21 protein-coding genes are annotated in these 23,200 nt (G+C 65.3%); 16 read left to right on the forward strand and 5 right to left on the reverse strand.

Annotation, left to right across the window (positions count from 1 at the left end; translation table 11 throughout):
• Nucleotides 1-47 precede the first annotated feature (47 nt).
• Nucleotides 48-899, forward strand: coding sequence for a hypothetical protein (locus EN818_RS09680; protein ID WP_095805758.1), 852 nt, complete (start codon nt 48-50; stop codon nt 897-899).
• A 230-nt stretch (nt 900-1,129) separates the two neighbouring features.
• Here EN818_RS09680 and EN818_RS09685 read toward each other — a convergent pair whose 3' ends face one another.
• Nucleotides 1,130-2,611 (reverse strand): PLP-dependent aminotransferase family protein, encoded by a 1,482-nt coding sequence (locus tag EN818_RS09685; protein WP_095805759.1) that lies wholly within the window; start codon nt 2,609-2,611, stop codon nt 1,130-1,132.
• Between the two features lie 215 nt (nt 2,612-2,826).
• Between EN818_RS09685 and iolE the strand changes: the two genes are divergently transcribed.
• The 7 genes from iolE to EN818_RS09720 are packed head-to-tail and all read left to right on the forward strand — an operon-like array spanning nt 2,827 to nt 9,911.
• Nucleotides 2,827-3,735, forward strand: a complete 909-nt coding sequence (gene iolE / locus EN818_RS09690; protein ID WP_095805760.1) for a myo-inosose-2 dehydratase — start codon at nt 2,827-2,829, stop codon at nt 3,733-3,735.
• 29 nt (nt 3,736-3,764) lie between these two features.
• Entirely contained in the window at nt 3,765-4,862 is a 1,098-nt protein-coding gene (locus EN818_RS09695) for an ABC transporter ATP-binding protein (RefSeq protein ID WP_095805761.1), read from the forward strand.
• Nucleotides 4,859-6,172 (forward strand): extracellular solute-binding protein, encoded by a 1,314-nt coding sequence (locus tag EN818_RS09700; RefSeq protein ID WP_135904429.1) that lies wholly within the window; start codon nt 4,859-4,861, stop codon nt 6,170-6,172. Before EN818_RS09695 ends, EN818_RS09700 begins: the two co-directional genes overlap by 4 nt.
• Nucleotides 6,172-7,077 carry a sugar ABC transporter permease gene (locus EN818_RS09705; protein WP_095805763.1) on the forward strand — a complete coding sequence of 302 codons (906 nt, stop codon included), beginning with the start codon at nt 6,172-6,174 and terminating at the stop codon, nt 7,075-7,077. The genes EN818_RS09700 and EN818_RS09705 overlap by 1 nt, the downstream gene beginning before the upstream one ends.
• Entirely contained in the window at nt 7,074-7,892 is an 819-nt protein-coding gene (locus tag EN818_RS09710) for a carbohydrate ABC transporter permease (RefSeq protein WP_095805764.1), read from the forward strand. Before EN818_RS09705 ends, EN818_RS09710 begins: the two co-directional genes overlap by 4 nt.
• A gap of 47 nt (nt 7,893-7,939) precedes the next feature.
• Complete coding sequence (gene iolG, locus EN818_RS09715) at nt 7,940-8,932, forward strand: inositol 2-dehydrogenase (RefSeq protein WP_095805765.1); 993 nt, start codon at nt 7,940-7,942, stop codon at nt 8,930-8,932.
• A gap of 37 nt (nt 8,933-8,969) precedes the next feature.
• Nucleotides 8,970-9,911: a sugar phosphate isomerase/epimerase gene (locus EN818_RS09720; RefSeq protein WP_095805766.1), complete on the forward strand. Its 942-nt coding sequence runs from the start codon at nt 8,970-8,972 to the stop codon at nt 9,909-9,911.
• A 132-nt stretch (nt 9,912-10,043) separates the two neighbouring features.
• Here EN818_RS09720 and EN818_RS09725 read toward each other — a convergent pair whose 3' ends face one another.
• The gene (locus EN818_RS09725) at nt 10,044-10,655 is read right to left on the reverse strand and encodes a TIGR00730 family Rossman fold protein (RefSeq protein ID WP_095805767.1); all 612 of its coding nucleotides are present in this window, start codon (nt 10,653-10,655) and stop codon (nt 10,044-10,046) included.
• 117 nt (nt 10,656-10,772) lie between these two features.
• On the opposite strand from EN818_RS09725, the gene EN818_RS09730 reads away from it, so the two are divergent.
• From EN818_RS09730 to pssA, 7 genes are all read left to right on the forward strand, one after another.
• Nucleotides 10,773-12,251: a LysM peptidoglycan-binding domain-containing protein gene (locus EN818_RS09730; protein ID WP_095805768.1), complete on the forward strand. Its 1,479-nt coding sequence runs from the start codon at nt 10,773-10,775 to the stop codon at nt 12,249-12,251.
• Nucleotides 12,252-12,311: 60 nt separating this feature from the next.
• Nucleotides 12,312-12,632: a metalloregulator ArsR/SmtB family transcription factor gene (locus tag EN818_RS09735; RefSeq protein WP_095805769.1), complete on the forward strand. Its 321-nt coding sequence runs from the start codon at nt 12,312-12,314 to the stop codon at nt 12,630-12,632.
• Nucleotides 12,633-12,657: 25 nt separating this feature from the next.
• Nucleotides 12,658-14,541, forward strand: coding sequence for an ABC transporter ATP-binding protein/permease (locus tag EN818_RS09740; protein WP_095805770.1), 1,884 nt, complete (start codon nt 12,658-12,660; stop codon nt 14,539-14,541).
• Nucleotides 14,538-14,675, forward strand: coding sequence for a hypothetical protein (locus tag EN818_RS32615; RefSeq protein ID WP_176478345.1), 138 nt, complete (start codon nt 14,538-14,540; stop codon nt 14,673-14,675). Before EN818_RS09740 ends, EN818_RS32615 begins: the two co-directional genes overlap by 4 nt.
• Nucleotides 14,676-14,783: 108 nt before the next feature.
• Complete coding sequence (locus EN818_RS09745) at nt 14,784-16,040, forward strand: DUF4375 domain-containing protein (RefSeq protein WP_186815440.1); 1,257 nt, start codon at nt 14,784-14,786, stop codon at nt 16,038-16,040.
• Complete coding sequence (locus EN818_RS09750; RefSeq protein WP_095805772.1) at nt 15,967-16,854, forward strand: phosphatidylserine decarboxylase; 888 nt, start codon at nt 15,967-15,969, stop codon at nt 16,852-16,854. The genes EN818_RS09745 and EN818_RS09750 overlap by 74 nt, the downstream gene beginning before the upstream one ends.
• Before the next feature lie 75 nt (nt 16,855-16,929).
• Nucleotides 16,930-17,673 (forward strand): CDP-diacylglycerol--serine O-phosphatidyltransferase, encoded by a 744-nt coding sequence (gene pssA, locus EN818_RS09755; protein WP_245420334.1) that lies wholly within the window; start codon nt 16,930-16,932, stop codon nt 17,671-17,673.
• A gap of 164 nt (nt 17,674-17,837) precedes the next feature.
• Here pssA and EN818_RS09760 read toward each other — a convergent pair whose 3' ends face one another.
• Both EN818_RS09760 and EN818_RS09765 read right to left on the reverse strand, forming a co-directional pair.
• On the reverse strand, nt 17,838-20,060 hold the full coding sequence (locus tag EN818_RS09760; protein ID WP_095805774.1) for an AMP-binding protein: 2,223 nt from the start codon (nt 20,058-20,060) through the stop codon (nt 17,838-17,840).
• Between the two features lie 178 nt (nt 20,061-20,238).
• Complete coding sequence (locus tag EN818_RS09765; RefSeq protein WP_135904526.1) at nt 20,239-21,180, reverse strand: AraC family transcriptional regulator; 942 nt, start codon at nt 21,178-21,180, stop codon at nt 20,239-20,241.
• 52 nt (nt 21,181-21,232) lie between these two features.
• Here EN818_RS09765 and EN818_RS09770 point away from each other — a divergent pair, with 52 nt between their 5' ends.
• Complete coding sequence (locus tag EN818_RS09770; protein WP_129552882.1) at nt 21,233-21,970, forward strand: SDR family oxidoreductase; 738 nt, start codon at nt 21,233-21,235, stop codon at nt 21,968-21,970.
• A 270-nt stretch (nt 21,971-22,240) separates the two neighbouring features.
• Here EN818_RS09770 and EN818_RS09775 read toward each other — a convergent pair whose 3' ends face one another.
• Nucleotides 22,241-23,155, reverse strand: a complete 915-nt coding sequence (locus tag EN818_RS09775; protein WP_135904433.1) for a DMT family transporter — start codon at nt 23,153-23,155, stop codon at nt 22,241-22,243.
• Nucleotides 23,156-23,200 lie beyond the last annotated feature (45 nt).

Below are 23,200 nucleotides of genomic sequence, written 5' to 3' on the forward strand. Positions count from 1 at the left end.
CAAGATGCTTGCTCCCGCCGGATGTCTCCGGGGGTGGGGGGTAGGCAATGGCATTGCTTCAATTCGCGGTCACCGGCGAACAGGTCTCAATCCCTGAAACGGAAGAGGTCATCCGTGAGGCGGAACCGCATCGCAGCCTGGTCCGCTATCGCTCGGATGGCGGCGAGCTGTTCATCAATACGCGGGTGAACATGGCGCTGCTGCGCGCTGCGGCCTCGCTTCCGGTCCTGCTCCTGAAGCTCACCCCGCGCGCAAACGAATTGACGCTGCGCGACGCTTTGCTGACGCCCAAGGGATCGAGGCGGAATTACACATTCCTGGAAAGGCTTTGCGGGGATCTGGCCATTGCGAGTTGCCCCGCCTGCTACCTCGCCGAGCAGCACGGCGAGGGACGCCGCGATTTCTACTTCACGACCGAAGATGTCGCCGGCTTCGAGCAGATCGCCCGCAGCGCTGCCGAGGCGCTGGCGTTTCCGCTCGTCATCGAGAAGCATTCGCTGGCCGCGGTGGCGCCGCTCATTCTTCCCGCCGAGGCGATAGGCGACCTCAACCTGGAGATCGCCACGGACGCCCGCATCCGGCCGACGCGCTTCGAGTTCTGGGGCGCGGAGCCTTCGCTGGCAAAGCTGCGTGCCGAACTCGAAAGGCGCGGCTACCGCTTCCTCGGCCTCGAGGCCTTCGCGCGCGAACTGCGCATGATGAAAGAGGTGCCGATCGACGGGGAAGGCTTCGCTGCGGTGCTGCGGGAAATCGTTCCGCTGGCCCGCTCACTGCAGTGCAGCTATCGCGGCACCGAGACGGTCGAGGGCCATGAGCAGTTCCTGCTCGCTCGCCCTTTGCCCGAGCGTTACACCGCGGCGCGGACAGGTTTGCTGCGCCGCCTTTTCGGTCGCTCCTGAAGCGGTTGCTCACTGGCTCGGTTTTCGGCAGGCCGATTGCAGCACGTCTGTCGGATGAGACTTCCGCGATCGCGCAATATCGTCGTCGGCCGTCTGGAGTATCCTACTGTTGCGGCGGTTGCCCATTCCGCCCCCGGCCGGCGCCTCGGCACCCCAACAACCCCACCCACTGATGCGCCGGCCTTGCCTTCAGCCGCCAGCCGCTGCGGCGGCGTCGTACGGAGCGCCGCTCACGCCGCCTTCCTTGCCCCTGCGATCGCCTGCCGCAACCGTCGCATCCCGGCTTCCGTCTGCGCCTTGTTGCAGGCGGCATAGCCGAGCACCAAGCCGTTGCCGGACCGCGACCAGTAATATTTGGACAGCGGCGAGGCGTTGACGCCGAGCCGGTCGGCGCTTGCCACCACCGTGCGGTCGTCGCAATTCAGCGGCAGATGCGCGACGAGCTGGATGCCGGCCTCGGCCGGCGAGAGCGTCACATCCGCTGGCAACTCGGCGGCGAAAAGCTCGTGGAAAAGCTTGCGGCGCTCGGCGTAGATGCGGCGCATGCGCTTCAGGTGCCGGCTCATATGGCCTTCGTCGATGAAGTCGGCCAGCGCGGCCTGGAGCACCAGCGGGGCGAACTGCCCCGTCGTGCTCAGCGCATGCGGAATGCCTTCGCAGAGCGCCGGGGGCAGCACCATGAAGCCCAGCCGCAGTGCCGGGAACAGCAGCTTGGCGAAGGTGCCCACATAGATCACCCGGTCGGCGTAATCCATGCTCTGGATCGCCGGCACCGGCCGCCCCTGGAAGCGGTACTCGCCGTCGAAATCGTCTTCGATGATCCAGGAATTGTAGCGCTCGGCGATCTCGAACAGGCGCATCCTTTGGTCCATGCGCATGGTGATGCCGAGCGGATGCTGGCAGGCCGGCGTGACATAGATCAGCCGCGGCGCGCTCTCCGGCGGGTTCATCTGCCACCCGTCGCCGTCGACGGCGAGCGGCGTGATGTTGGCACCGGCCACGGTGAAGGTCCCCCTGGCGGCATAGTAGCCCGGCTCCTCCAGCCAAACCGTGTCGCCGGGGTCGAGCAGCAGCCGGGCCAGCAGGTCGAAGGCGGCCTGGGCGCCGGTCGTCACCACGATCTGTTCGGGCTGGCAGCGCACGCCGCGCGCCGACACCAGATAGCTGGCGATCGCTTCCTTCAGTGCCGGCAGGCCGGTGACGTGATAGGTGCCGAACAGCATGTCGGCGCCGAAAGTGGCGCGGTGCGCCAAGAGCCGCCCCCATACGCCGAACGGAAAGTTCTGCGCATCGGGCATGCCGGGATGGAAGGCGAAGCGGCCGGGCGCGCCGTGGTGGAAGGGCTGCTGCATCAGGCTTTCGCCGCGCTTCGACAGCGGATGGCGGATGACCGTGGCGGCGGCGCCGCGCCTGTCCCTTCCGGGTGAGTTGGCCGGCAGGTCGACGACGATGGCGCGCGCGCCGGGCCGGCTGGTGAGATAGCCTTCGGTCGCCAGCTGGTCGTAGGCGCCCACGATCGTGTTGCGGGCAAGCCCGAGATCCTCGGCCAGGGCGCGGGTGGACGGCAGTTCCGACCCCGGCGCCAGGCGCTTGTCGCGGATCATCGCGGCGATCTGCCGGTAGAGCTGCCGCTGGATCGGTTCGGTCAGCGTGCGCTCGATGGCCAGCGCTTCCATCGGAAAGGCCTGGCGCCTGCGCCGTGACGTCTGCATCGGAAAACCTCGGGGGTAAGGGAAGCACCACATTAGCCGCGTCCGCTCACAAGCGAAACTGGCACCTTCACTTTCGCCCAAACTGGTCCTCGCGATGGATACAGATTGGCGCTTAGATGCAAAGAAAAACGGCAACGACATGCCAGTCTATTGCCGGCCAGCGGCTGCACGAGAGTGGGCGACGTCGCCGGAGGTCTGGCCGGGTGGGAGCTGCGATGACCGTCAGGATTGGCATCAACCCCATCACCTGGACGAATGACGACGTGCCGGAGCTGGGCGGCGACACGCCGCTCGAGACCTGCCTCGCAGAGACAAGCCGGGCCGGCTATGCCGGCACCGAGCTCGGCGGCAAGTTCCCGCGGGAAAGCAAGGCTCTGAAAGCCGCCCTTCGGCCCTACAGCCTCGCTCTCGTTTCCGGCTGGTACGATGGCCGGATCTGCGAGAAGGAGGTCGAGGAAGAATTCGACGCGATCCTGCCGCATCTCACCTTGCTGCGGGACCTGGGCGCAAGACACGTCGTCTATGCCGACACCTCGCGCGGCCGCCACGGCGCCATCCACGATCCGATCTCGCAACGGCCGAAGCTCGCCGACGACGAGTGGAAGGCTTACGGCGCCAAGATCACGCGCCTTGCCGAACGCTTCACCGATTTCGGCGTCGCCATGGCCTTCCACCATCACATGGGCACCATCATCGAGACCGACGAGGAGATCGGCAGACTGATGGCAGGATCGGGCGAGGCGGTCGGCCTGCTCTATGACACCGGCCATTGCGCCTTCTCAGGCGGCGATCCCGAAAGCCTGCTGCGCCGCCACATCGGCCGCGTCGTCCACGTCCATTGCAAGGACGTGCGACCTGAGGTGCTGAAGCGGGCGCGGGCCGAGGACATGAGTTTCATGGGAGCGGTGATGGAAGGCATCTTCACCGTCCCGGGCGATGGCGCCATCGACTATGCGACGCTGCTCAAGATGCTCGCCGACCACGGCTATGCCGGCTGGCTGGTCGTCGAGGCCGAGCAGGATCCGGCCGAGGCGCATCCGCTCACCTACGCAACGATGGGTTATCGCAACCTTCGCGATCTTGCCCGCGACGCCGGCTTCACCGTCGACGTAAGGAAGGGTTGAGGCACAAGGCGGGGGCGCCGGGGAGGGCGATGAGTTCGGTCCTGTATAGGAAGGTGGTCAAGAACTTCGGCGCGCTCAACGTGCTGCGTTCGCTCGACCTCGCCGTGCCGGACCACAAATTCCTCGCCCTCCTCGGCCCATCGGGCTGCGGCAAGACCACAGCGCTGCGCATTCTTGCCGGGCTCGACATGCCGACGACCGGCAAGGTCTTCATCGGCGAGCGCGACGTCACCCGGCTGCAGCCGCGCGACCGCGATATCGCCATGGTGTTCCAGAGCTACGCGCTCTACCCGCAGATGACGGTCGCCGAAAATATCGGCTATCCGCTGTGGATCCGCGGCATGCCGGACGGCAAGCGCCAAGCCAAGATCGACGAGGTCGCCGCCATCCTCGAGATCGGCCATCTGCTGGACCGCCGGCCGCGCCAGCTTTCGGGCGGCCAGCGGCAGCGCGTCGCGCTGGCGCGCGCCATCGTCAGGGATCCGGCTGCCTTCCTGATGGACGAACCGCTGTCCAATCTCGATGCGCGGCTGCGCCTCACCATGCGCGGCGAGATCAAGCGGCTTTGCCAGCGCCTCAGCGCCACCACCATCTATGTCACCCACGACCAGGTCGAAGCGCTCACCATGGCCGACCTCGTTGCGGTCATGCATGGCGGCGAGCTGCAGCAGATGGCGCCGCCGATCGACATCTACGACCAGCCGGCCAACCGCTTCGTCGCCACCTTCGTCGGTAATCCGCCGATGAACATCCTGCCGGTAGCGCTTTCCGAGCAGGGCGTGGCGGCCGGCGGAAGCGTCGTTCCGCTGGAGGGAGCCCGGCTCACCGCATGCCGTCTGGCCGAGATCGTCGAGATCGGGCTGCGGCCGGAGGACTGCAGCATTGCCCAGCCGGGCACGCCGGGCGCGCTGCCGGGCGAGATCTATGTCGTCGAGCCGATGGGCAACGAGACGCTGGTCAACATTCGCGTCGACGGCGGCAACGTTTCCGTGCGGGCGGGCCGCGATTTCAGGGGCGCGGTCGGCGAGAACATCGGCGTTGCCTTCGACCCGTCGAACGCCTGTTTCTTCAATTCCGCCGGCCTCACCGCCGTCCACCGGGTCCACAGCAATGGGAGAGAGAAATGACGCATTCCAGCAGACTCACTCGCCGCTCCGTCATCAAGGGCGGGCTTGGCCTCGCGCTCGCCACCACGGCCCTCACCACGCTCGGCCTGCCGATGGCGGCCAGGGCCGCCGGCAAGAAGGTGATCATCGGCGCCTTCACCGATGGCGGGCTCACGCCTTTCAAGCAGAAGATCATCCCACAGGCCAAGGAAGCCGGTTTCGACGTCGAGTTCCTCGAGGACGAATACGGCGTCACGCTGGAGAAGTGGTTCGCCGACGCCCAGAGCGGCGCCGGCCAATACGACCTCTATCTGCTCGATGATCCGTGGGTGCCGCAGTTCGGCGCCGCCAATGTGCTGGAAGATCTCGGTGCCGGCGGCATCGACGGCTCCGACAAGGACTGGATCGGCTCCATGATCGACATGGGCTACTGGCCGCCGCAGCAGGGGCCGCGCGTCAAAGGCTTCGAGGACGCCAAGCCGACACTGATCTGCGTGCCCTTCGTCGGCGACCTGCAGACGCTGACCTATCGCAACGACGTCTTCACCGGCGGCGCCCCGAAGACCTGGGACGAGGTGATCGCCAAGGGCAAGGAAGGGGTGGCGGCCGACACGATCAAGTATCCGGTCGTCTTCCGCGGCGTCTCCGGCAACCCGATCGTCACCAGTTGGTATCCGATCTTCCTGTCGTTCGGCGGCTCGTTCTTCGACGACAAGTGGAACCCGATCTTCAATTCGGCGGAAGGCAAGGCCTCGGCCGATTTCTTCGTCGGCACGATGAAGCAGAACGCGCCGAGCGGTGTGGTCGAGTTCGACTCCGACCAGGAGGGCGCGGCGATCCTCGGCGGCGAGGCGGGCGTCATCATCCAGTATTCCGGCAACGCGCTGAAGGCCGACGATCCGGCGCAGACCAAGGTGGCCGGCAAGCTCGATTTCGGCGTCGTGCCGAAGCAGGAAAAGGCGATCGCCCAGATGGGCATCTTCATCGCCGGCGTGCCGAAATCGGCGCCCAACAAGGCAAACGCGATCGAATTCCTGAAGTGGTACACAAGCGCCGAAACTCAAGCCAAGCTATCGGAAGCGGGCTCGATCCCGGTCAAGCGCAGTGCCTTCGGCGTTGCCAAGCCGGGCAACCGGCTGATCCCGGTCGCCCTTCAGCAGCTCGACGCCGGCGCGCTGCCCCGGCCGCGCACGCCGGACTGGGCGAAGGTCGAGGAACTGCTCGGCATCGAGCTCAACAAGGCGCTTCAGGCCGGCTCCGGCGGCGGCGCCGCCCTCGACACGGCCGCCAAGCAGGTCAAGGATTATCTCACCACGGCCGGTTACTACTGATGCACGGCGCAGCGCAGGCACGCAAATATCGCCTGCAGGGGGCGGGGCTCGACCTCGCCCTTCCATACCTCATGCTGGCGCCGGGCCTGATGATCGTGCTCGGCGTCCTCGTCTATCCGCTTTGGGACGGTCTCAGGGCGAGCACCAAGATCTACCGCTACGGCTCGCCGGTCGCCGATGCCGGCTTCCAGAACTATCTACGCCTGTGGAGCGACGCGCAGTTCCTGAACTCGCTTTGGGTCACGGTGAAATTCGTCGCGCTCTCGGTCTCGCTCGAGGCGGTGCTCGGCTTCGCGCTGGCGCTGTTCTGCCTGCGTGAGTTCCGCGGCATCCGCCTTCTGCGCACCGTGCTCATTGTTCCCATGGTGATCACGCCGGTCGTCGTCGCCATCCTCTTCCGGCTGATCTACGCCAGCGACGCCGGCATGCTGACGGTGCTTTCCGAGGCGATGGGCGGCGGCGAAGTGCAGATCCTCGGCAATCCGCTCAACGCCTTCATCGGTCTCGTGGTGCTCGATGTCTGGGAATGGACGCCGCTGATGTTCCTGATCCTGCTCGCCGGCCTGCAGTCGCTGCCGCATGAGCCTTTCGAGGCCGCGCGTGTCGACGGCGCCGGCGCCTGGCGCGTCTTTGCCGATCTTACCTTTCCGATGATGCGGCCGGTGCTCGCGGTCGCCATCGTGCTCAGGACCATCGACGCCTTCGGCACCTTCGACCAGGTCTTCGTGCTGACCCGTGGCGGGCCGGGAGAAGCGACGAGGCTGATCTCGATCTACGGCTACGATACCGCGTTCAAGTTCCAGCAGACCGGCTACGCGGCGGCGCTGTTCGTGACCATCGGCCTCGTCGTGCTTGCGCTCGCCTTCAGCGCCATCAGGCTCCTGCGCAGGATCGATGCGTCATGAGCACCCGTCTGGCCCGCATCCTGACGACGCTTTTCGTACTGGCGACTGTGCTGCTGCCGATCTACTGGCTCGTCTCGACCTCGCTGAAATCCAACCGCGAGATCACCCAGGAAGGCACGCTTTACCCGCATGTGCCGACGCTCGCAAATTACGTCAGGCTGTTCACCGAAAAGCAGTTCGGCTCCTACCTGACAAACTCGCTCGTGGTGACCTTTGCCTCCGTCGCGATCGCGCTGGTGGCGGGCGCCATGGGCGCCTATGCGATCGCCCGCTTCCGATTGCCGCTGGCCATGGAGGGTAAGGTCGGGCTATTCCTGCTGACGCTGCGCATCATCCCGCCGGTGGTCATCCTGATCCCGGTCTATCTCCTGATGCTGAGCCTCGGCCTGCTCGACACCTGGCTTGGCCTGATCGTCACCTACACCGCCTTCAACGTCACCTTCTGCGTCTGGATGATGGAGAGCTTCTTCCGCGAGATTCCGGTCGATCTCGAGGAGGCCGCGATGGTCGACGGCGATTCCCGCTTCGGCGCCTTCCGCCGCATCACGCTGCCGCTGGCGGCACCTGGGCTCGCGGCGACAGCCATCTTCGCCGTGCTGGTCACCTTCAACGAATTCCTCTTCGCGCTGGCGCTGACGGCGACCCCGCGGGCGATGACCATGCCGCGCGGCACCGCGACGCTGATCGGGCGCATCGACACCGACTGGGCTTCGATGGCGGCGGCCGGCGTCATCGGCGCGCTACCGATCGTCTTCTTCGCGCTGCTGGTGCAACGGCATCTGGTGCGCGGTCTCACCATGGGTGCAGTCAAGTGACACGTTGAGTTCGCCGTCCGGAACGGCCCGACAGGAAAGTCGAACGCATGATGGATGTTTGTCTGTTCGGAGTGGGTCTGATCGGCCGTGTGCATGCCGGCAACCTGGCGCGTCACCCGAAGGTGCGGCTGCGCTACATCGTCGATCCCAATCCGCAAGCCGCGGCCAAGATCGCCGCCATGACCGGCGCCGAGATCGCCGACACCGAGACCGTCATGAACGATTCGGCGGTGAAGATGGTGTTCATCGCCTCGGCAACCCGCACGCATGCCGAACTTGCGATCGCCGCGGCCGGGAAGGGCAAGGCGATCTTCTGCGAGAAGCCGATCGACCTCGATCTGAAGCGCACCGACGAATGCCTGGCCGCGGTGGCCAAGGCGGGCGTGCCGTTCCAGATCGGTTTCAACCGCCGTTTCGATCCGAGCTTTCGCGCGCTGAAGGAGCGGCTTGTCGCCGGCGAGATCGGCACCGTCGAGCAGGTCATCATCACCAGCCGCGACCCCGAGCCGGAAACCGAGGAGGCGCTGGCCGGCGGCGGCGGCGTTTTCCGTGAGATGACCATTCACGACTTCGACATGGCGCGCAACCTGCTCGGCGAGGAGCCGGTGCAGCTCTTTGCGACCGGCTCCTCGCTGGTGGCGCCGCAATACGGCAAGCTGGGCGACTACGACACCGCGATGTTCATCCTGCGCACGGCGTCCGGCCGCCAGTGCCACATCAACAACAGTGTCAGGACCGCCTATGGCTACGACCAGCGCATCGAGGTGCATGGCCCCGATGGCATGCTGAGGGCCGGCAACCGGCTGCCCACCTCGGTCGAGTTCTCCGGCGCGAGCGGCACATCGCGCGACAGGCCCTACTATTTCTTCGTCGAGCGCTATGCGGAGTCCTACGCGGCCGAGATCGACCATTTCATCGCGTGTGTCGAGGCGGGCAGGGCGCCCGACGTGACCGCCAGCGACGGCCGCAAGGCAATGATCCTTTGCGAGGCGGCGCTTGCCTCCGCCAGATCCGGCCGGTTCGAGCCTGTGCGGTTCTGATCCGGCGACTGCCACCAAAGTCATTCGGAGACGCTCCATGAAGATTGGCATGATCACCGACAGCCTCGGAACCCTCTCCTTCGACGAGATGCTGAACGCTTCAGCCGAGCTTGGCCTGGAGACGCTGGAATTCGCCTGCGGCAACTGGTCGTCGGCGCCGCACATCGATCTCGCCGCGATGCTGGAGAGTGCGGCCGCGCGCACCGAGTTCGCAGCCAAGGTCAGCGCTCGCGGGCTGACCATCGCGGCGCTCAACTGTTCCGGCAATCCGCTGCATCCGGGACCGCAAGGCAAGAAGCATCGCCAGGTGACCGAGGACACGATCCGGCTGGCGAGCCTGATGGGCATCGACCGCGTGGTGATGATGTCGGGCCTGCCGGGCGGACCCGGCGATGCCAACCCGAATTGGATCGTCACCGACTGGCCGCCCGAATGCGCCGAGATCCAGCGCTACCAGTGGGACAAATGCATCATTCCCTACTGGCGCGATCTGGTGAAGTTTTCGAACAATCTCGGCATCAGCAAGCTCTGCCTGGAACTGCACGGGCATCAGGCAGTCTACAATGTCCATACGCTGTTTAGGCTGCGCGAGGCCGTCGGCGAGACGGTCGGTGCGAACTACGACCCAAGTCACCCGATGTGGATGGGTGCCGATCCCATTGCCGCCGTCCGCAGCCTGGGCTCCGCGATCTACTACGTCCATGCCAAGGACACGCGCGTCGAACCGATCCCGGCCGGCATCGACGGCGTGCTCGATGCGCGTCCGACGAACCTCTATGCGGAGCGGGCTTGGAACTACATCACATTGGGCTATGGCCACGGCGAGACCTGGTGGCGGCAGTTCTGCACCGCCCTGAAGCAGGTCGGCTACGACGACGTGCTGTCCATCGAGCATGAGGACATGATGCTTTCGCCCATGGAGGGCATGCGCAAGTCCGTCGCCCTGCTGCGCAACGTGGCCATCAATTTAGGGGAGTAGGGGAGTAGGGGAGTAGGGGAGTAGGGGAGTAGGGGAGTAGGGGAGTAGGGGAGTAGGGGAGTAGGGTGGCGCCTCATCGGCTGCGGGGCACTGCAGACTCCCTTATTCCACTACTCCCTTACTCCCCTAAACCTACATCTTGTCTATCACCGACTGCACGCCTTCCGTCGGTGCATCCACCGACGACCCTGCCACCATGATGGCGGCGACGATGGCTTCGGGGTCGCTGACCACCAGCGGCTTCACCCGGTGCGCCGTGTGGATGAAGCCTTCCTCTGCCATGTGCTCGATGAGCGACAGCATCGGATCCCAGAAGCCCTTGATGTTGGCGAACACGATCGGCTTGCGGTGATGGCCGAGCTGCGCCCAGGTCATGATCTCGACGATCTCCTCGACCGTGCCGATGCCGCCGGGCAGCGCCACAAAGGCGTCGGATTTTTCGAACATCCTGTGCTTGCGCTCGTGCATATTGTCGGTGATCAGCAGCTCGTCGAGCTTGTCGAGGGCGGTCTCCGTCGCCTCCCGGTTGATCAGGAAGCGCGGGATGATGCCGGTCACCTTGCCGCCGGCCTTGAGCGCCCCTTCGGCGACAGCGCCCATGATGCCCTTGGTGCCGCCGCCATAGATCAGGCGCAGGCCGGATTTCGCCAGCGACCGGCCGAGCAGGTGCCCGGCCTTGATATAGGCCGTGTCGCGGCCCGGAGACGAACCGCAATAGACACAGACGGATCGAATCGTGTTCATGTCGATGATTGGTGATGGGGACGGTTGGCGCGGTCAAGCCCATGACGGGCTTTTTCTTGTAGCACCAAGGAAAACACGCTAGACCGGCGTTAGGTGGCTAAGGGGGCAGAAAAGAATATGGCTATCAATCCTTCCAAGGCGTTTCTGTTCGCGGCGGGCGGCGTTGCCGTCGTCGCGGCTGTCGCCTATGGCTCGGGCGCGCTCGATTCCTACATCAAGCAAAAACCCGCGGAGATTGCCGCCCTCCCGCAAGGAGAAACCAAACCGGCCGGATCCGCCGGCACGACCACCGAGGGACGCCTGCCGCAGCCTCCAGCCGACACGATGGCGCCGGCCAGCAATACGATGGCGCCGGCGAACAAGAACAACGCGATGGCACCGGCTGCCCCTGCCGGGACGGCTCCAGCCGGCACCGCGCCTGCCGCTCAGGCGCCCGCTGCCGCCGGCCCGACGCCGCCGACCTTCGACGTCGTGCGCGTCGAAGGCAATGGCTCGATCGTCGTCGCCGGTAATGCGGCGCCGAATTCGAAAGTCGAGATCCTCAGTGCGCCCACGGTGCTCGGCTCGACCGATGCCGGTCCGGACGGCGCCTTTGCCATCGTGCTCGACGACGCCCTCAAGCCCGGCGACTATACGCTGTCGCTGCGCTCGACGGCGGGCGGTGTCGCCACCCAATCGGCGCAGACCGCCGTCGTATCCGTCCCGCAGAGCCCTACCGGCCAGGTACTGGCCATGGTCGAGGAGCCGGGCAAGCCGTCTGAACTGATCACCGTTCCGCAGCCGCAAGCCAACGCCGCCGCACCGGCCGCCACCGATCAGGCCGCCGCTCCGGCGGCGCAGGCGCCGGCTGCCGGCTCATCCGCGACGACGACGGCACCGGCGACCGCCCCGGCCACTACCGATCAGGCTGCTGCGCCCGCGACGCCGGCACCCGCCACTGGCGAACCCAAGATCGTCGTCGAGGCGGTCGAGATCGACGGCAAGAAGATCTTCGTCGCCGGTACGGCCGATCCTGGCCGCAAGGTGCGCGCCTATGCCGACGAACTGCTCCTCGGCGAAGCCAAGACCTCGCCTGACGGTCACTTCCTCATCGAGGCGTCACGCGACATTCCGGTTGGCAGCCACACCATCCATGTCGACGGCCTGGCCGAGGACGGCGTGAAGGTCGTCTCCCGCGCCGCCGTGCCGTTCGAACGGGAGCCCGGCGAGTCGGTCGCCGCCGTCGCCCCGGGCGAGAACAAGCCGGCCGCGACGAAACCGGCAGCACCTGCAACGGGTGAGGCACCTGCGGCCAAAGTCGCGGAAGCGGCGCCGTCGGACGGCGCGGCCGAAACCGTCGCGCCCAAGCTCGAACATGCCGATGGCTCCGTCATCATTCGCCGCAACGACACGCTGTGGCGCATCTCGCGGCGAGTCTACGGCCATGGCGTGCGCTACTCGACCATCTATCTCGCCAACCAGGACCAGATCCGCAATCCCGACCGCATCTGGCCCGGCCAGGTCTTCAAGGTGCCCGGCAAGTCGAAAGAAGGCGAGCCGGCCGACATGAAGGCCATGGGCGACCAGATGACCACGCCGCCTGCGAAGGCCGAATAGATCAGCTAGCCATCCGCCCAGCTTGCCTTGTCATCATTCATCGTCTATCGACGATGAACGATGACAGACTCCCTTTCCGAAAGCCGCGCTCCCGACAGCCGTGCCATCGCTCTACGTTTTGCCGCGCTGGCGCACCCGGCGCGCATTGAGATCCTGAAGCATCTTTCGGCCAGCCGCTGCTGCTCTTGCGGCGAGGTGGTCGATCATCTCGATCTCGCCCAGTCGACGGTTTCGCAACATCTGAAGATCCTGGTCGAGGCCGGGCTCGTCCGGTTCGAGGCCGATCGCCAGCGCTCGCGTTATGCGATCGATCATGCCGCGCTCGCCGGTGTGTCCGCCGCGCTCGACCAACTCGTCAACGCCTGCTGCTCCAGCCGCTGACCCTCTCACCCAAAAGGCAAGAAAAGTGGCCGAAAAGACCGTTTCCGCCGAATCCGGCACCCTCACGACCCTGCGCAATCTGTGGCCCTATATGTGGCCGGCCGAGCGCGCCGACCTGAGGGCCCGCGTCACCTGGGCGACGCTGCTTTTGGTCGTTGCCAAGGTGACCCTGGTTGCCGGTCCGTATTTCTTCAAATGGGCGACCGACGCGCTCGCCCACGCCGCGAAGACGCCGCCGCCGCTGCCCGCCTTTCTGCTCGCGCCGGTCATGCTGGTCATCGCCTACAATGTGCTGAGGCTCCTGCAGCTCGGCTTCAACCAGTTGCGCGACGCGCTGTTTGCCCGCGTCGGCCAGTATGCGGTGCGCCAGCTCGCCTTCCGCACCTTCGTCCACATGCACCAGCTGTCGCTGCGTTTCCATCTCGAGCGCCGCACCGGCGGCCTGTCGCGTATCATCGAGCGCGGCACCAAGGGCATCGAGACGATCGTGCGCTTCGTCATGCTGAACACGGCGCCGACCATCCTCGAATTCGCGCTGACGGCCGGCATCTTCGCCTTCACCTACGGCTGGAAATATGTGGCGGTGGTCGCAATCACCGTCTGGATCTATGTCTGGTTCACGGTCAAGGCCAGCGACTGGCGCATCTCGATCCGCCGCGACATGAACGACAGCGACACCGACGCCAACACCAAGGCGATCGACTCGCTGCTCAATTTCGAGACGGTCAAGTATTTCACCAACGAGCGCATGGAGGCCGAGCGCTTCGACCGCTCGATGGCCCGCTACGAGAGCGCCGCCACCAGGACCTGGACCTCGCTCGGCTGGCTGAACTTCGGCCAGGGCGTCATCTTCGGGCTGGGCACCGTCATCGTCATGTGCATGTCGGCGCTGGAGGTGCAGGCGGGCACGCAGAGCGTCGGCGATTTCGTCTTCATCAACGCCATGCTGATGCAGCTTTCCGTGCCGCTCAACTTCATCGGCTTCATCTACCGCGAGATCCGGCAGGGGCTGACCGACATCGAGCATATGTTCGACCTCCTCGACGTTCCCCAGGAGATCGTCGACAAGCCCGACGCCAAGCCTTTGGCTGTCGGCCCCGGCAAGGTCGAGTTCCGCGACGTGCATTTCTCCTACGACCGGAACCGCAAGATCCTGAAAGGCATCTCCTTCGAGGTGCCGGCCGGCAAGACGGTGGCGATCGTCGGCCCGTCGGGTGCCGGCAAGTCGACCATCTCGCGGCTGCTGTTCCGCTTCTACGATGTCCAGGCTGGCCAGGTGCTGATCGACGGCCAGGATGTCCGCGACGTCACCCAGGAGAGCCTGCGCGCCGTGCTCGGCATGGTGCCGCAGGACACCGTGCTGTTCAACGACACCATCGCCTACAACATTCGCTACGGCCGCGTCGGCGCCAGCGAGGAGGAGGTGCGCCAGGCCGCCGAGCTTGCCCAGATAGGCCAGTTCATCGAGAAGCTGCCCGATGGCTACCGCGCCATGGTCGGCGAGCGCGGGCTGAAACTGTCCGGCGGCGAGAAGCAGCGCGTCGCGATCGCCCGCACCATCCTCAAGGCGCCGCCGATCCTGATGCTCGACGAGGCGACCTCGGCGCTCGACACCCAGACCGAGCAGGAGATCCAGGCCGCGCTCGACCTCGTCAGCAAGGGCCGCACCACCATCGTGATCGCGCATCGGCTGTCGACGGTGATCTCTGCCGACGAGATCATCGTGCTGAAGGACGGCCAGATCGCCGAGCGCGGCACCCATGCGGCGCTGTTGCGCAAGAAGGGCCTCTATGCCTCGATGTGGGACCGCCAGCGCGAAGCAACCGAGGCCGAGGAGCGGCTGCGCATCGCCCGCGAAAGCGACGAACTCGGCGTCATCGTGCGCCGCCGCACCTCGGAAATGTCATGATCCACCTCTCGGCGCATGAGCGCGTCGCGTTCAGCCCCCAGGAAACCATCGCCCGCCTCGGCGTCGAAGCCGACATCGCCAGCTATCACCGCCTGCCGAAGGTAAAGGGATTATCCCAGCACAGCGGCGCCTGACGATGCGGGCGTCGCCCGTCCTTTCGACAGATGAGCTTTTATCTCCGACGGCTGCTGATATTGTCTCGACAGAACAATCGCCCATTGATGGAATACGGAAACATTTCGATGTTCGGGTTTTTCTCGCGCAAATCCAAAGCAGCATCCGAGAAGAGATCGCCAGCTTCCGAAAATAAGGGAGGCAGCCTCCTCGTCCCTTTGATTGTCGTGCCTCGTTCGAAGATCGAAAAGCTAAGTGAAGAGCCTTTTCAACTCGTCGTCGCCATCATGCAATTCGCCGTGACGATGACTTCCAAAGGCCTCTATCGGCATCCAGAGATCAATCCGAAGGCGATGCAGGTCTTTCACGCCGACTGGTATTCCTCGGAAGTCAAGAACGGCGGCCACAGTCAATTCATCCATAATGCAGGCAGGGAAATCGATATCGTGATTGCCAACGCCAGAGCTGGACTTGGCGCTTGCGGCGCAAAAGGGCAGCTGGCGACTTTGGAAAAGATGTCGGCCTGGGTCGCCAAGTATCCTGACAAGGCAGCGATGCAAACTGGTTTCGAAGGTGGCCGCGATGATTTCTTGGACACGCTCGATGACGCGTTCTACGAAGCAGATGAAGCCGTCCGGATGGAGGATTTGCTTGCGCGCTGGATCGCTTCTTGGCCCGATCTGCAAGTTGTAGACGATGACGATTACAATGACGCGATCGATCGACTAGTCCTGTCCAACCCCCAGCGCGAAGGCAGGCTGCTTCACGAGTCGGTTAGCAAACTGGTGCGCCAGATGCTGAGCCAGCGCGAAGTTGGGGCCGGCCTCGCTTGCGCAAAAATAGCGCCACCAGAGATCAAGCTGGGGTTCGGGATGGCAAGGATACTGGACGTCGATGGCGAAAAGCAGATGGTCTTCCAGCTCCGCACCAATGCGAAAGAGCTCCGGCTATGCGCCGAAACGAAGGTAAGCGTTGCCGTTTACGAACATATCGCGCCCGAAGATCCACCGATCGTACGCCCGGGTGAGAACCAGTTGGGAGCAAACGCGCCGCGCATCGGCGCCCGGCTTGGTCATGCTGAAGGATTGGAGATCAACGCGGTCATCGAATTGGCCGAGCAGTACCATGCTCCGGTCGCTGTCGACCTGCTGCTGCGCAAGGCGGGATTCGACCCCGCTGATGCCGTTGTTTCAGCGAACTCGGTGGTGCAAACGGCGGAAGGTCCGGTCGTGAACTGGGTGGTGCTTGTGGCTGATCGGGCCTTCCTTTTCCTGTCTTCACCGTATGGCGGCGTGCTCTTGCGTGGCAAGGATGACGAAAAGCTTGCCGAGGCTACCATGTCCGAACTCGACGAGCACTTCGATCGCTCAGCTGCCGCTGGGTAGGTGTCTGCTCGCGTTTCACAGTGTCCACGCGTCGGCCCTGCCCATTGTTGCGTTGCGGGGAGGGGGGCTTTCGGCTATTGAGGCCGGACCTGAAACAGGGACCGCCCAGAACTCGATGACGCTTCTCGATTCGGTCAAGAATACGTTCGTTCCGATCCATCGCGAGGGCTATCCCTTCATCGCCGCCTTCGCCGCGGCAACGCTGTTCCTCGGCTATTTCTCCTCGGTCCTGTTCTGGATCGGCCTCATCCTCACCGCCTGGTGCGTCTATTTCTACCGCGATCCCGAGCGCGTCACGCCGGTCGACGACCGGTTGGTGGTAAGCCCGGCCGATGGCGTGGTCTCGGCCGTCGGCCCGGCCGTGCCGCCGCGCGAGCTTGGTTTGGGTTCAGCCGAGATGACCCGCATCTCGGTGTTCATGAATGTCTTTTCCTGCCACATCAACCGCGCGCCGGTGCGCGGCAAGATCACGCGGATCGAGCATCGGCCGGGAAAATTCCTCAATGCCGAGCTCGACAAGGCAAGCGCGGAGAACGAACGCAACGGCTTGGTCATCGACAGCCCCAACGGCACGATTGCCACCGTCCAGATCGCCGGCCTGGTGGCGCGCCGCATCGTCTGCTGGGCCGAGCAGGGCGGCTCGATCGCCATCGGCGAGCGCTTCGGCCTGATCCGCTTCGGCTCGCGCGTCGATGTCTTCCTGCCGTCGAGCGCCGTGCCGCGCGTCGCCGTCGGCCAAACGGCGGTCGGCGGCGAGACGGTGCTTGCGGAGTTCGGCGCCTCGGCCGTCACCCCGCTGGTCAGGATTTCCTGAGCGGTGGGCGCGCCCTTCAAGAAATTCGAGGCGCACGCCAGCGGCGGACCGCGTATCCGCGAGATCCCCATGCGCATGGTGCTGCCCAATCTGGTCACCGTGCTCGCCATCTGCGCCGGGCTCTCCGGCATCCGCTTCGCCTTCGAGAACCGCTTCGAGCCGGCCGTCGTCATGGTGCTGCTCGCCGCCTTTCTCGACGGCATAGACGGGCGGCTGGCGCGCATGCTGAAGGCGACCTCGAAATTCGGCGCGCAGATGGATTCGCTGGCCGACATCGTCAATTTCGGCGTGGCGCCGGCGCTGGTGCTCTACGCCTTCATGCTCGACCGCGCCGGCTCGCCGGGCTGGATCGCCGCGCTCCTGTTCACCATCGCCTGCGGCATGCGGCTTGCCCGCTTCAACGTGCTGACGGAAGACACCGACCAGCCTGCCTGGCAGACCGAGTATTTCGTCGGCGTGCCGGCGCCGGCCGGCGCGGTTCTGGTCATGCTGCCGCTCTATCTGTCGTTCCTGCGGCTCGGGATCGAGCCCGGCCGGCCGGCCGCCTTCGTCGCCACCGGCTTCACCGTGCTCGTCGCCTTCCTGCTGGTCAGCCGGCTGCCGGTCTATTCGGGCAAGACCGTCAAGGTGCCGGGCGACAAGGTGCTGCTGGTGATCCTCGCGGTCGTCCTCTACATCCTGCTTTTGATGGCCTATCCCTGGTATACGCTGACGGCCTCGGTCGCCGGCTATCTTCTCTTCCTGCCATTCTCGGTCCGCGCCTATTCGAAACGGGCGAGGCTGGAGGGCGAGAAGGTGCCGCCTTCGGATATCGGGTAGGGTCGCCCAATCTCCCTCCTCGAGGGGGAGATGTCGCCGAAGGCGACAGAGGGGGTCGCCGCGCGTGAAGCGCCAACCTCCTTCGCCTGCGGTAAGAGGTCGAGCCCAGTCGGACCGACCCACTCTGGCCGCTTTCGCGGCCATCTCCCTCTCAAGGGTGGAGATCACGCCGCAGCGCTCAGCCCCAGGCGGTCGATCGCCAGCTTGCGGGCCGAGACATAATCGGTCTTGCCCGAGCCCAGCACCGGGATCTCCTCCACCTTGACGATGTCGTTGGGCACCATCAGCTCGGCCGCGCCCGCCTTCTTGCCGAACTGGCGCAGTTCATCGGCGCTGGCCCCGCCCGCGGTGGTGACCAGCACGATGCGTTCGCCGCGCCGTTTGTCGGGCACCGCCACCGCGGCATGGCGCTCTTCCGGCCACAGCGACTGCACCAGCATCTCGACGGCGCCCAGCGATACCATCTCGCCGGCGATCTTGGCGAAGCGTTTCGCCCGCCCGCGAATGGTGATAAAGCCGTCGCGGTCGACCGACACGATGTCGCCGGTGTCGTGCCAGCCCTCGAGCGGCTGCAATTCGCCGGGACGGTCGGCGGTCATGTAGCCCATCATCATGTTCGGGCCGTCGAGCCACAGCCGGCCGGCATCGCTGATGCCCTCGACCGGCTCCAGCTTCATGCGGATCGCCGGCAGCAGCCGCCCAACCGTGCCGTCGCGGCCATGGATGGCGGTGTTCACGGCCACGACGGGTGCCGCCTCGGTCAGCCCAAAACCTTCGATGATCGAGGCCTGGAATCGGTCGCGGTAGACGTGCCGCGTCTCCGGCTTCACCGCCTCGGCGCCGGCCACCACGAAGCGCAGGCTGGAGAAATCGCCGTCCTTGGCGGTGCGGGCATAGTTGGCGAGGAAGGTGTCGGTGCCGAACATGATCGTCGGCTTCACCTTGCGGGCGATCTCCGGGATGATCTTGTAGTGCAGCGGCGAAGGATAGAGGAACAGCTTCACCCCGGTGACCAAAGGCAGGATGGTGCCGCCGGTCAGGCCGAAGGAATGGAACACCGGCAGCACGTTGAGCAGGATGTCGGCCGGCGAGATGGTGATGCGCGCCTCCGCCTGCATGGCGTTGGCATGCAGGCTGCGGTGCGACAGCACGACCGCCTTGGGTGTGCCTTCCGAGCCGGAGGTGAACAGGATCACCGCCGGCTTTCCCGCCTCCTGCCGCTGCAGCGGGAAGCGCCAGAAAAGCGCGGCGGCCACCTTGTCGAGCGTCGTCACGCTGTCGCGCAAATCCTCCAGCCATAGCATCTTTGCGCCGCCCGCCTCGACCGCGGCGACGACGTCGCCGATGCCCGCCTTCTCGATGAAGGCGCGCGACGACACCACGGTGCGGATGACGGCGGTGCGGATCGCGGCGGTGACGCTGGCAGGGCCGGCCGTATAGTTGATCATGGCCGCCACGCGGGCCGCCGAGATCAGGCCGACGAAGGAAAGCACCACGCCATTGGCGTTGGGCAGCAGCAGCCCGACCGCCTCGCCCGGCGCCGTCACCGCTTCGAAGCGGCGGCCGAGCACGCGGGCGCCGATGAACAGCTTGCGGTAGCTCAGCGCGCCCGAGATGACATCCTCGATGATCGGGTGCGAGGCGCCGACGCGGTCGGCCGCGTCGCGCATGGCGAGAAACAGGCCGCGATCAAGGTTGGTGGCACAGAGCCGCGCTTCGGCGATGCGGTCGAACAGCGCATTGGTGTTGGAGGCCTGGTCGGGGTTGCGCGCCACCAGCTCGGCGATCGTCATCGGCTCCAGCACACTCAGCGACAGGCGTGGGAACCAGTGCCGCGGTGCCCTGTCGGCCGGCGTAAGCGACATCGGCAGGTCGCGTGCGCCGGCGACGAAGATCGGCACGATGCGGGCGTCAGCCTGCATGGCGATGCGGGTGATGGCGCGAAACAGCCGGAACGACTTGACGTCGGGCTCGACGGCTTCGGGCAGGTAGACCGCGAGCCGCCCCTTGCCCTTCAGCACGCGTACCAGCCGGCGGCTGACGAAGACATGCTCGGCGTTGAAGGCGATGGTGCGGCCAAGCTCGCGCCACGGCTCCAGCCAGGGGGAACGGGCGGAGGCTTCGTCGAGTATGTGCAGCGTGTCGTCGGGCAGCAGCGACAGCATCAGCGCCGGCTCGATGCGCGACTGATGCGTGACCACGTAGATGACCGGCGTCTGCGCGTTGCGGGCAATGCGGATGCGCTCGTCGGCGATCCGGTAGGCGAGCTTGAACGGCACATAGAGCAGCGCCTGGGTGAGGCGCAGGTCGAGGCGGAACCTCTCGATCACGCCGATCAGCAGCCAGGCAAAGACAAGGCCCGCAAGCAGCGCCAAAGTCAGCATCATGCCGCTCTCTCCCAGCGTCCTCCAGGCGCGGCTCTTGATGGCCGCTTCGGCGCAGAGGGTAACGTAAGTGGGGGCGGCGTCAATGCGGGCTGATGCAGTGCTTCGATCGCCACATGATGCAGCGATGAAAAGCTGTCGCTGTTCAAGGCGCGGTAAGGAACGACCGCTGGAAAGAGTATCATCGGCCATCACCCCGCGGTGTACGGCCAAAGGCTCGCTTGAAGGCATGAGAAAAGGCGCTCTGCGATTCGTAGCCGACCGCAGCGGCAACCGCCGCGACGGTGTGGCCAGCGCTAAGCTTTCGCTTTGCCAGAACCATGCGCCAGTGGGTAAGGTAGCCGAGCGGTGGGCAGCCGACACGGTCGGCGAAGCGCTGCGTGAACGCGGAGCGTGACATGCCCACCTCCGATGCCAGCATCGGCACCGTCCAACGACGCGCGACATCGCCGTGCAACAGTCTAAGTGCCTTGCCGATCCGTGGATCCGCCAGCGCGGTAATCCAGCCGACACTGGTTGCAGGACTCGTGGCCACGAAAGCGCGGACCGCCGCGACGACGAGGATTTCCGCCAACCGCTCGGCGACGAGCGAACCGCCTAGTTCCGCGCTGCCGACCTCCGTCCTCAGAAATTCCAGCGTCCTTGCGACAGCCTCGGCGGTGGGCGAGGCCCGGTCAACACGCACGAACGTGGGGAGCGCGTCCAGTACGAATGAGGCGGCGCCGGCCGCAAAGCCGCTTCCGCCGCCGATCATGGCCGTCTCATCACCCGCGCCGAGGCACACCATGTCCTGTCCCGGTGAAGCGTAGAGCGGCATACCGTCGATCGGTTCGACCGCCGGATTGCTGGCCACCGTGTAGCGCGTGTTGCTGATGAGAACGACGTCGCCTTCCACGAGTGCTTCCGTCGGATGATCCGGAAGCAGAAGCCAGCATCGGCCACGTGTGATCGCGACGAACTTCAGCCGCGCTCGCCCGTCGAAGGCGAGCGCCCAGTCTCCTGCCGCTTTGAGGCCAGTCCCACGAACGCTCAGCGCACCGAGCGCCGCAAGAACCTCGGAGAGTGGGTCGGATGTAGTTTCGGCGGATCGCGATAAAAGCATGGCCGTTTGAGCATAGATCATCCGACCCGCAACGCATAGGCTGGCTTTGCACTCAGAAGACGGAGCCTTTGTCATGACCATAGCGAACAAGATCGTGGCCATCACCGGAGCAGGGCGCGGCATCGGCCGAGCGACCGCTATTCATCTTGCTGCGCGCGGCGCGCGTCTCGCGCTCGGTGCGCGAAGCGAGGCGGAGATCGCTGCTGTCGCGGGCGAGATCGAAGCGGCGGGCGGCGAAGCCATCTACCGGGCAACCGACGTGACGAAGCGCGATGATCTGGACGCGCTGGTCGGCTTCGCCTGCAAGCGGTTCGGGCGGCTTGACGTAATCGTCAACAATGCAGGTATCGGGCCGCTCTCGCGCTTCGATGCTCTGGAGGTCGATGCCTGGGACGCCATGATCGACGTGAACCTGAAGGGCGCGCTTTACGGCATCGCTGCGGCGCTGCCCGTGTTCAGCCGCCAGGACAGCGGCCACGTCATCAACGTCATCTCGACGGCTGGCATCAAGATCATGCCGACAATGGGCGTCTACGCTGCGACCAAGAACGCGCTGCGGACAGCCACCGAAGCGCTACGGCAGGAATCCGGTCCACACCTGCGCGTGACGGAAGTATCTCCGGGTTTCATCGACACGACCTTCGCGGATGACACCATTGGCAATGCGGACATCAAAGCGGCGATCCAAAAGCGCAAGCAAGAGCTTGCCATTTCGCCGGAGGCGATCGCACGGGCGATCGCATTCGCAATCGAACAACCCGGCGACGTCGAGATCGGCAGCATCGTGGTGCGCCCGACGGCGCAGGATTGACGTAAAATGAGCCTATTGGCTTGACACCCAAACGTGTCCGCCCGCCTTCAGGCACAATCCGGCTTACGGCCATTATGCCGATCTGGCGGAGCTTCTCGGCAGCGGCCTGGCGATACCATCGTGAATGGAAATTCCCCAAAAGAAAAAGCCGACCTTTTTGCGGGTCGGCTTCTAGTCGGACGGGTCGAGGGGTTTGGGGGGGACTTGGGGGGTGACCCGTCGATCTAACAATGCTCCAGCCAAATATTGGTTCCGCGACCGCAAAAAAATTTATGCGCGCACCGATTTGGCCTTGAGCCAATCACGCACGGCGTGAGCGAAAACCGCGCAAAGCACGATCGCGCCGCCGACGATGCTGGCTGCAGGCGGGACTTCTCCGAGGAACAACAGGGCAAAGAGGATGGCGAATGGCACCTCGGCCGAACCGAGCAGGCCGGATTCGGCCGCGGGGATCAATCGTGAGCCCTCCGTCCACAGGATCGAGGCCAAAGCGAAGGAACAGCCGAAGGTGGCGAGCAGCACCACGTCGCGGGTGGATACGGCCAGCGGATCGGTGACGAACCAGCCAAGCACGAACAGCAGGAACGCCGACACGGCGCCGGCCCAGACCACGGGCGAGTCGCGGAAGGCGCGCACCATGATCATGTAGAGCGCGCTGCCGGCGGTCATCAGAAGCGCCATCCCGTCTCCGAACAGATGGCCGCTGCCCATGCCCGAGCCGACCATGATCGCGACGCCGCAAAGCGATACCGCCGCCGCCAGCATCGTCTGCAGCCGGAATTTCTCCCGCACCAGCAGGAAGGCTAGCAGCGCTGCAATGAAGGGCGAGGTTGCGTAGATGACCGCGACGTTGGCGACATAGGTGAATTTGAAGGCGGCGATGAAGGCGATGCTGGCCGCCGCGCCTACGATCGCGAGCAGCCAGCCGCGCCAGCCGAGCCTGAGACTCTCGCGTCCACCCGACCGTCGCCGCCGCCACAGCACATAGAAGGAGATCAGGATCGAGCCGAAGAAACCGCGCCAGCAGGTGATGGTCAGCGGATCGGCATGAATCGATTTCGTCAGCACGCCGGTCAGCGCGAAGGCGACCGCAGAAGCCGAAACCAGCGCGATGCCCAGCGTGCGCTCGGCCGCCGGGTTGGCGACGCTGCCTGCGACTTCCGGCGAGTCGATTGTGTCCGTCATGGTGCCAGACTAATTCGTTGCTGCTGACAGCCTTGTGTCATGAGC

The sequence above is a fragment of the Mesorhizobium sp. M3A.F.Ca.ET.175.01.1.1 genome (assembly GCF_004791945.1).
Lineage (GTDB): Bacteria > Pseudomonadota > Alphaproteobacteria > Rhizobiales > Rhizobiaceae > Mesorhizobium.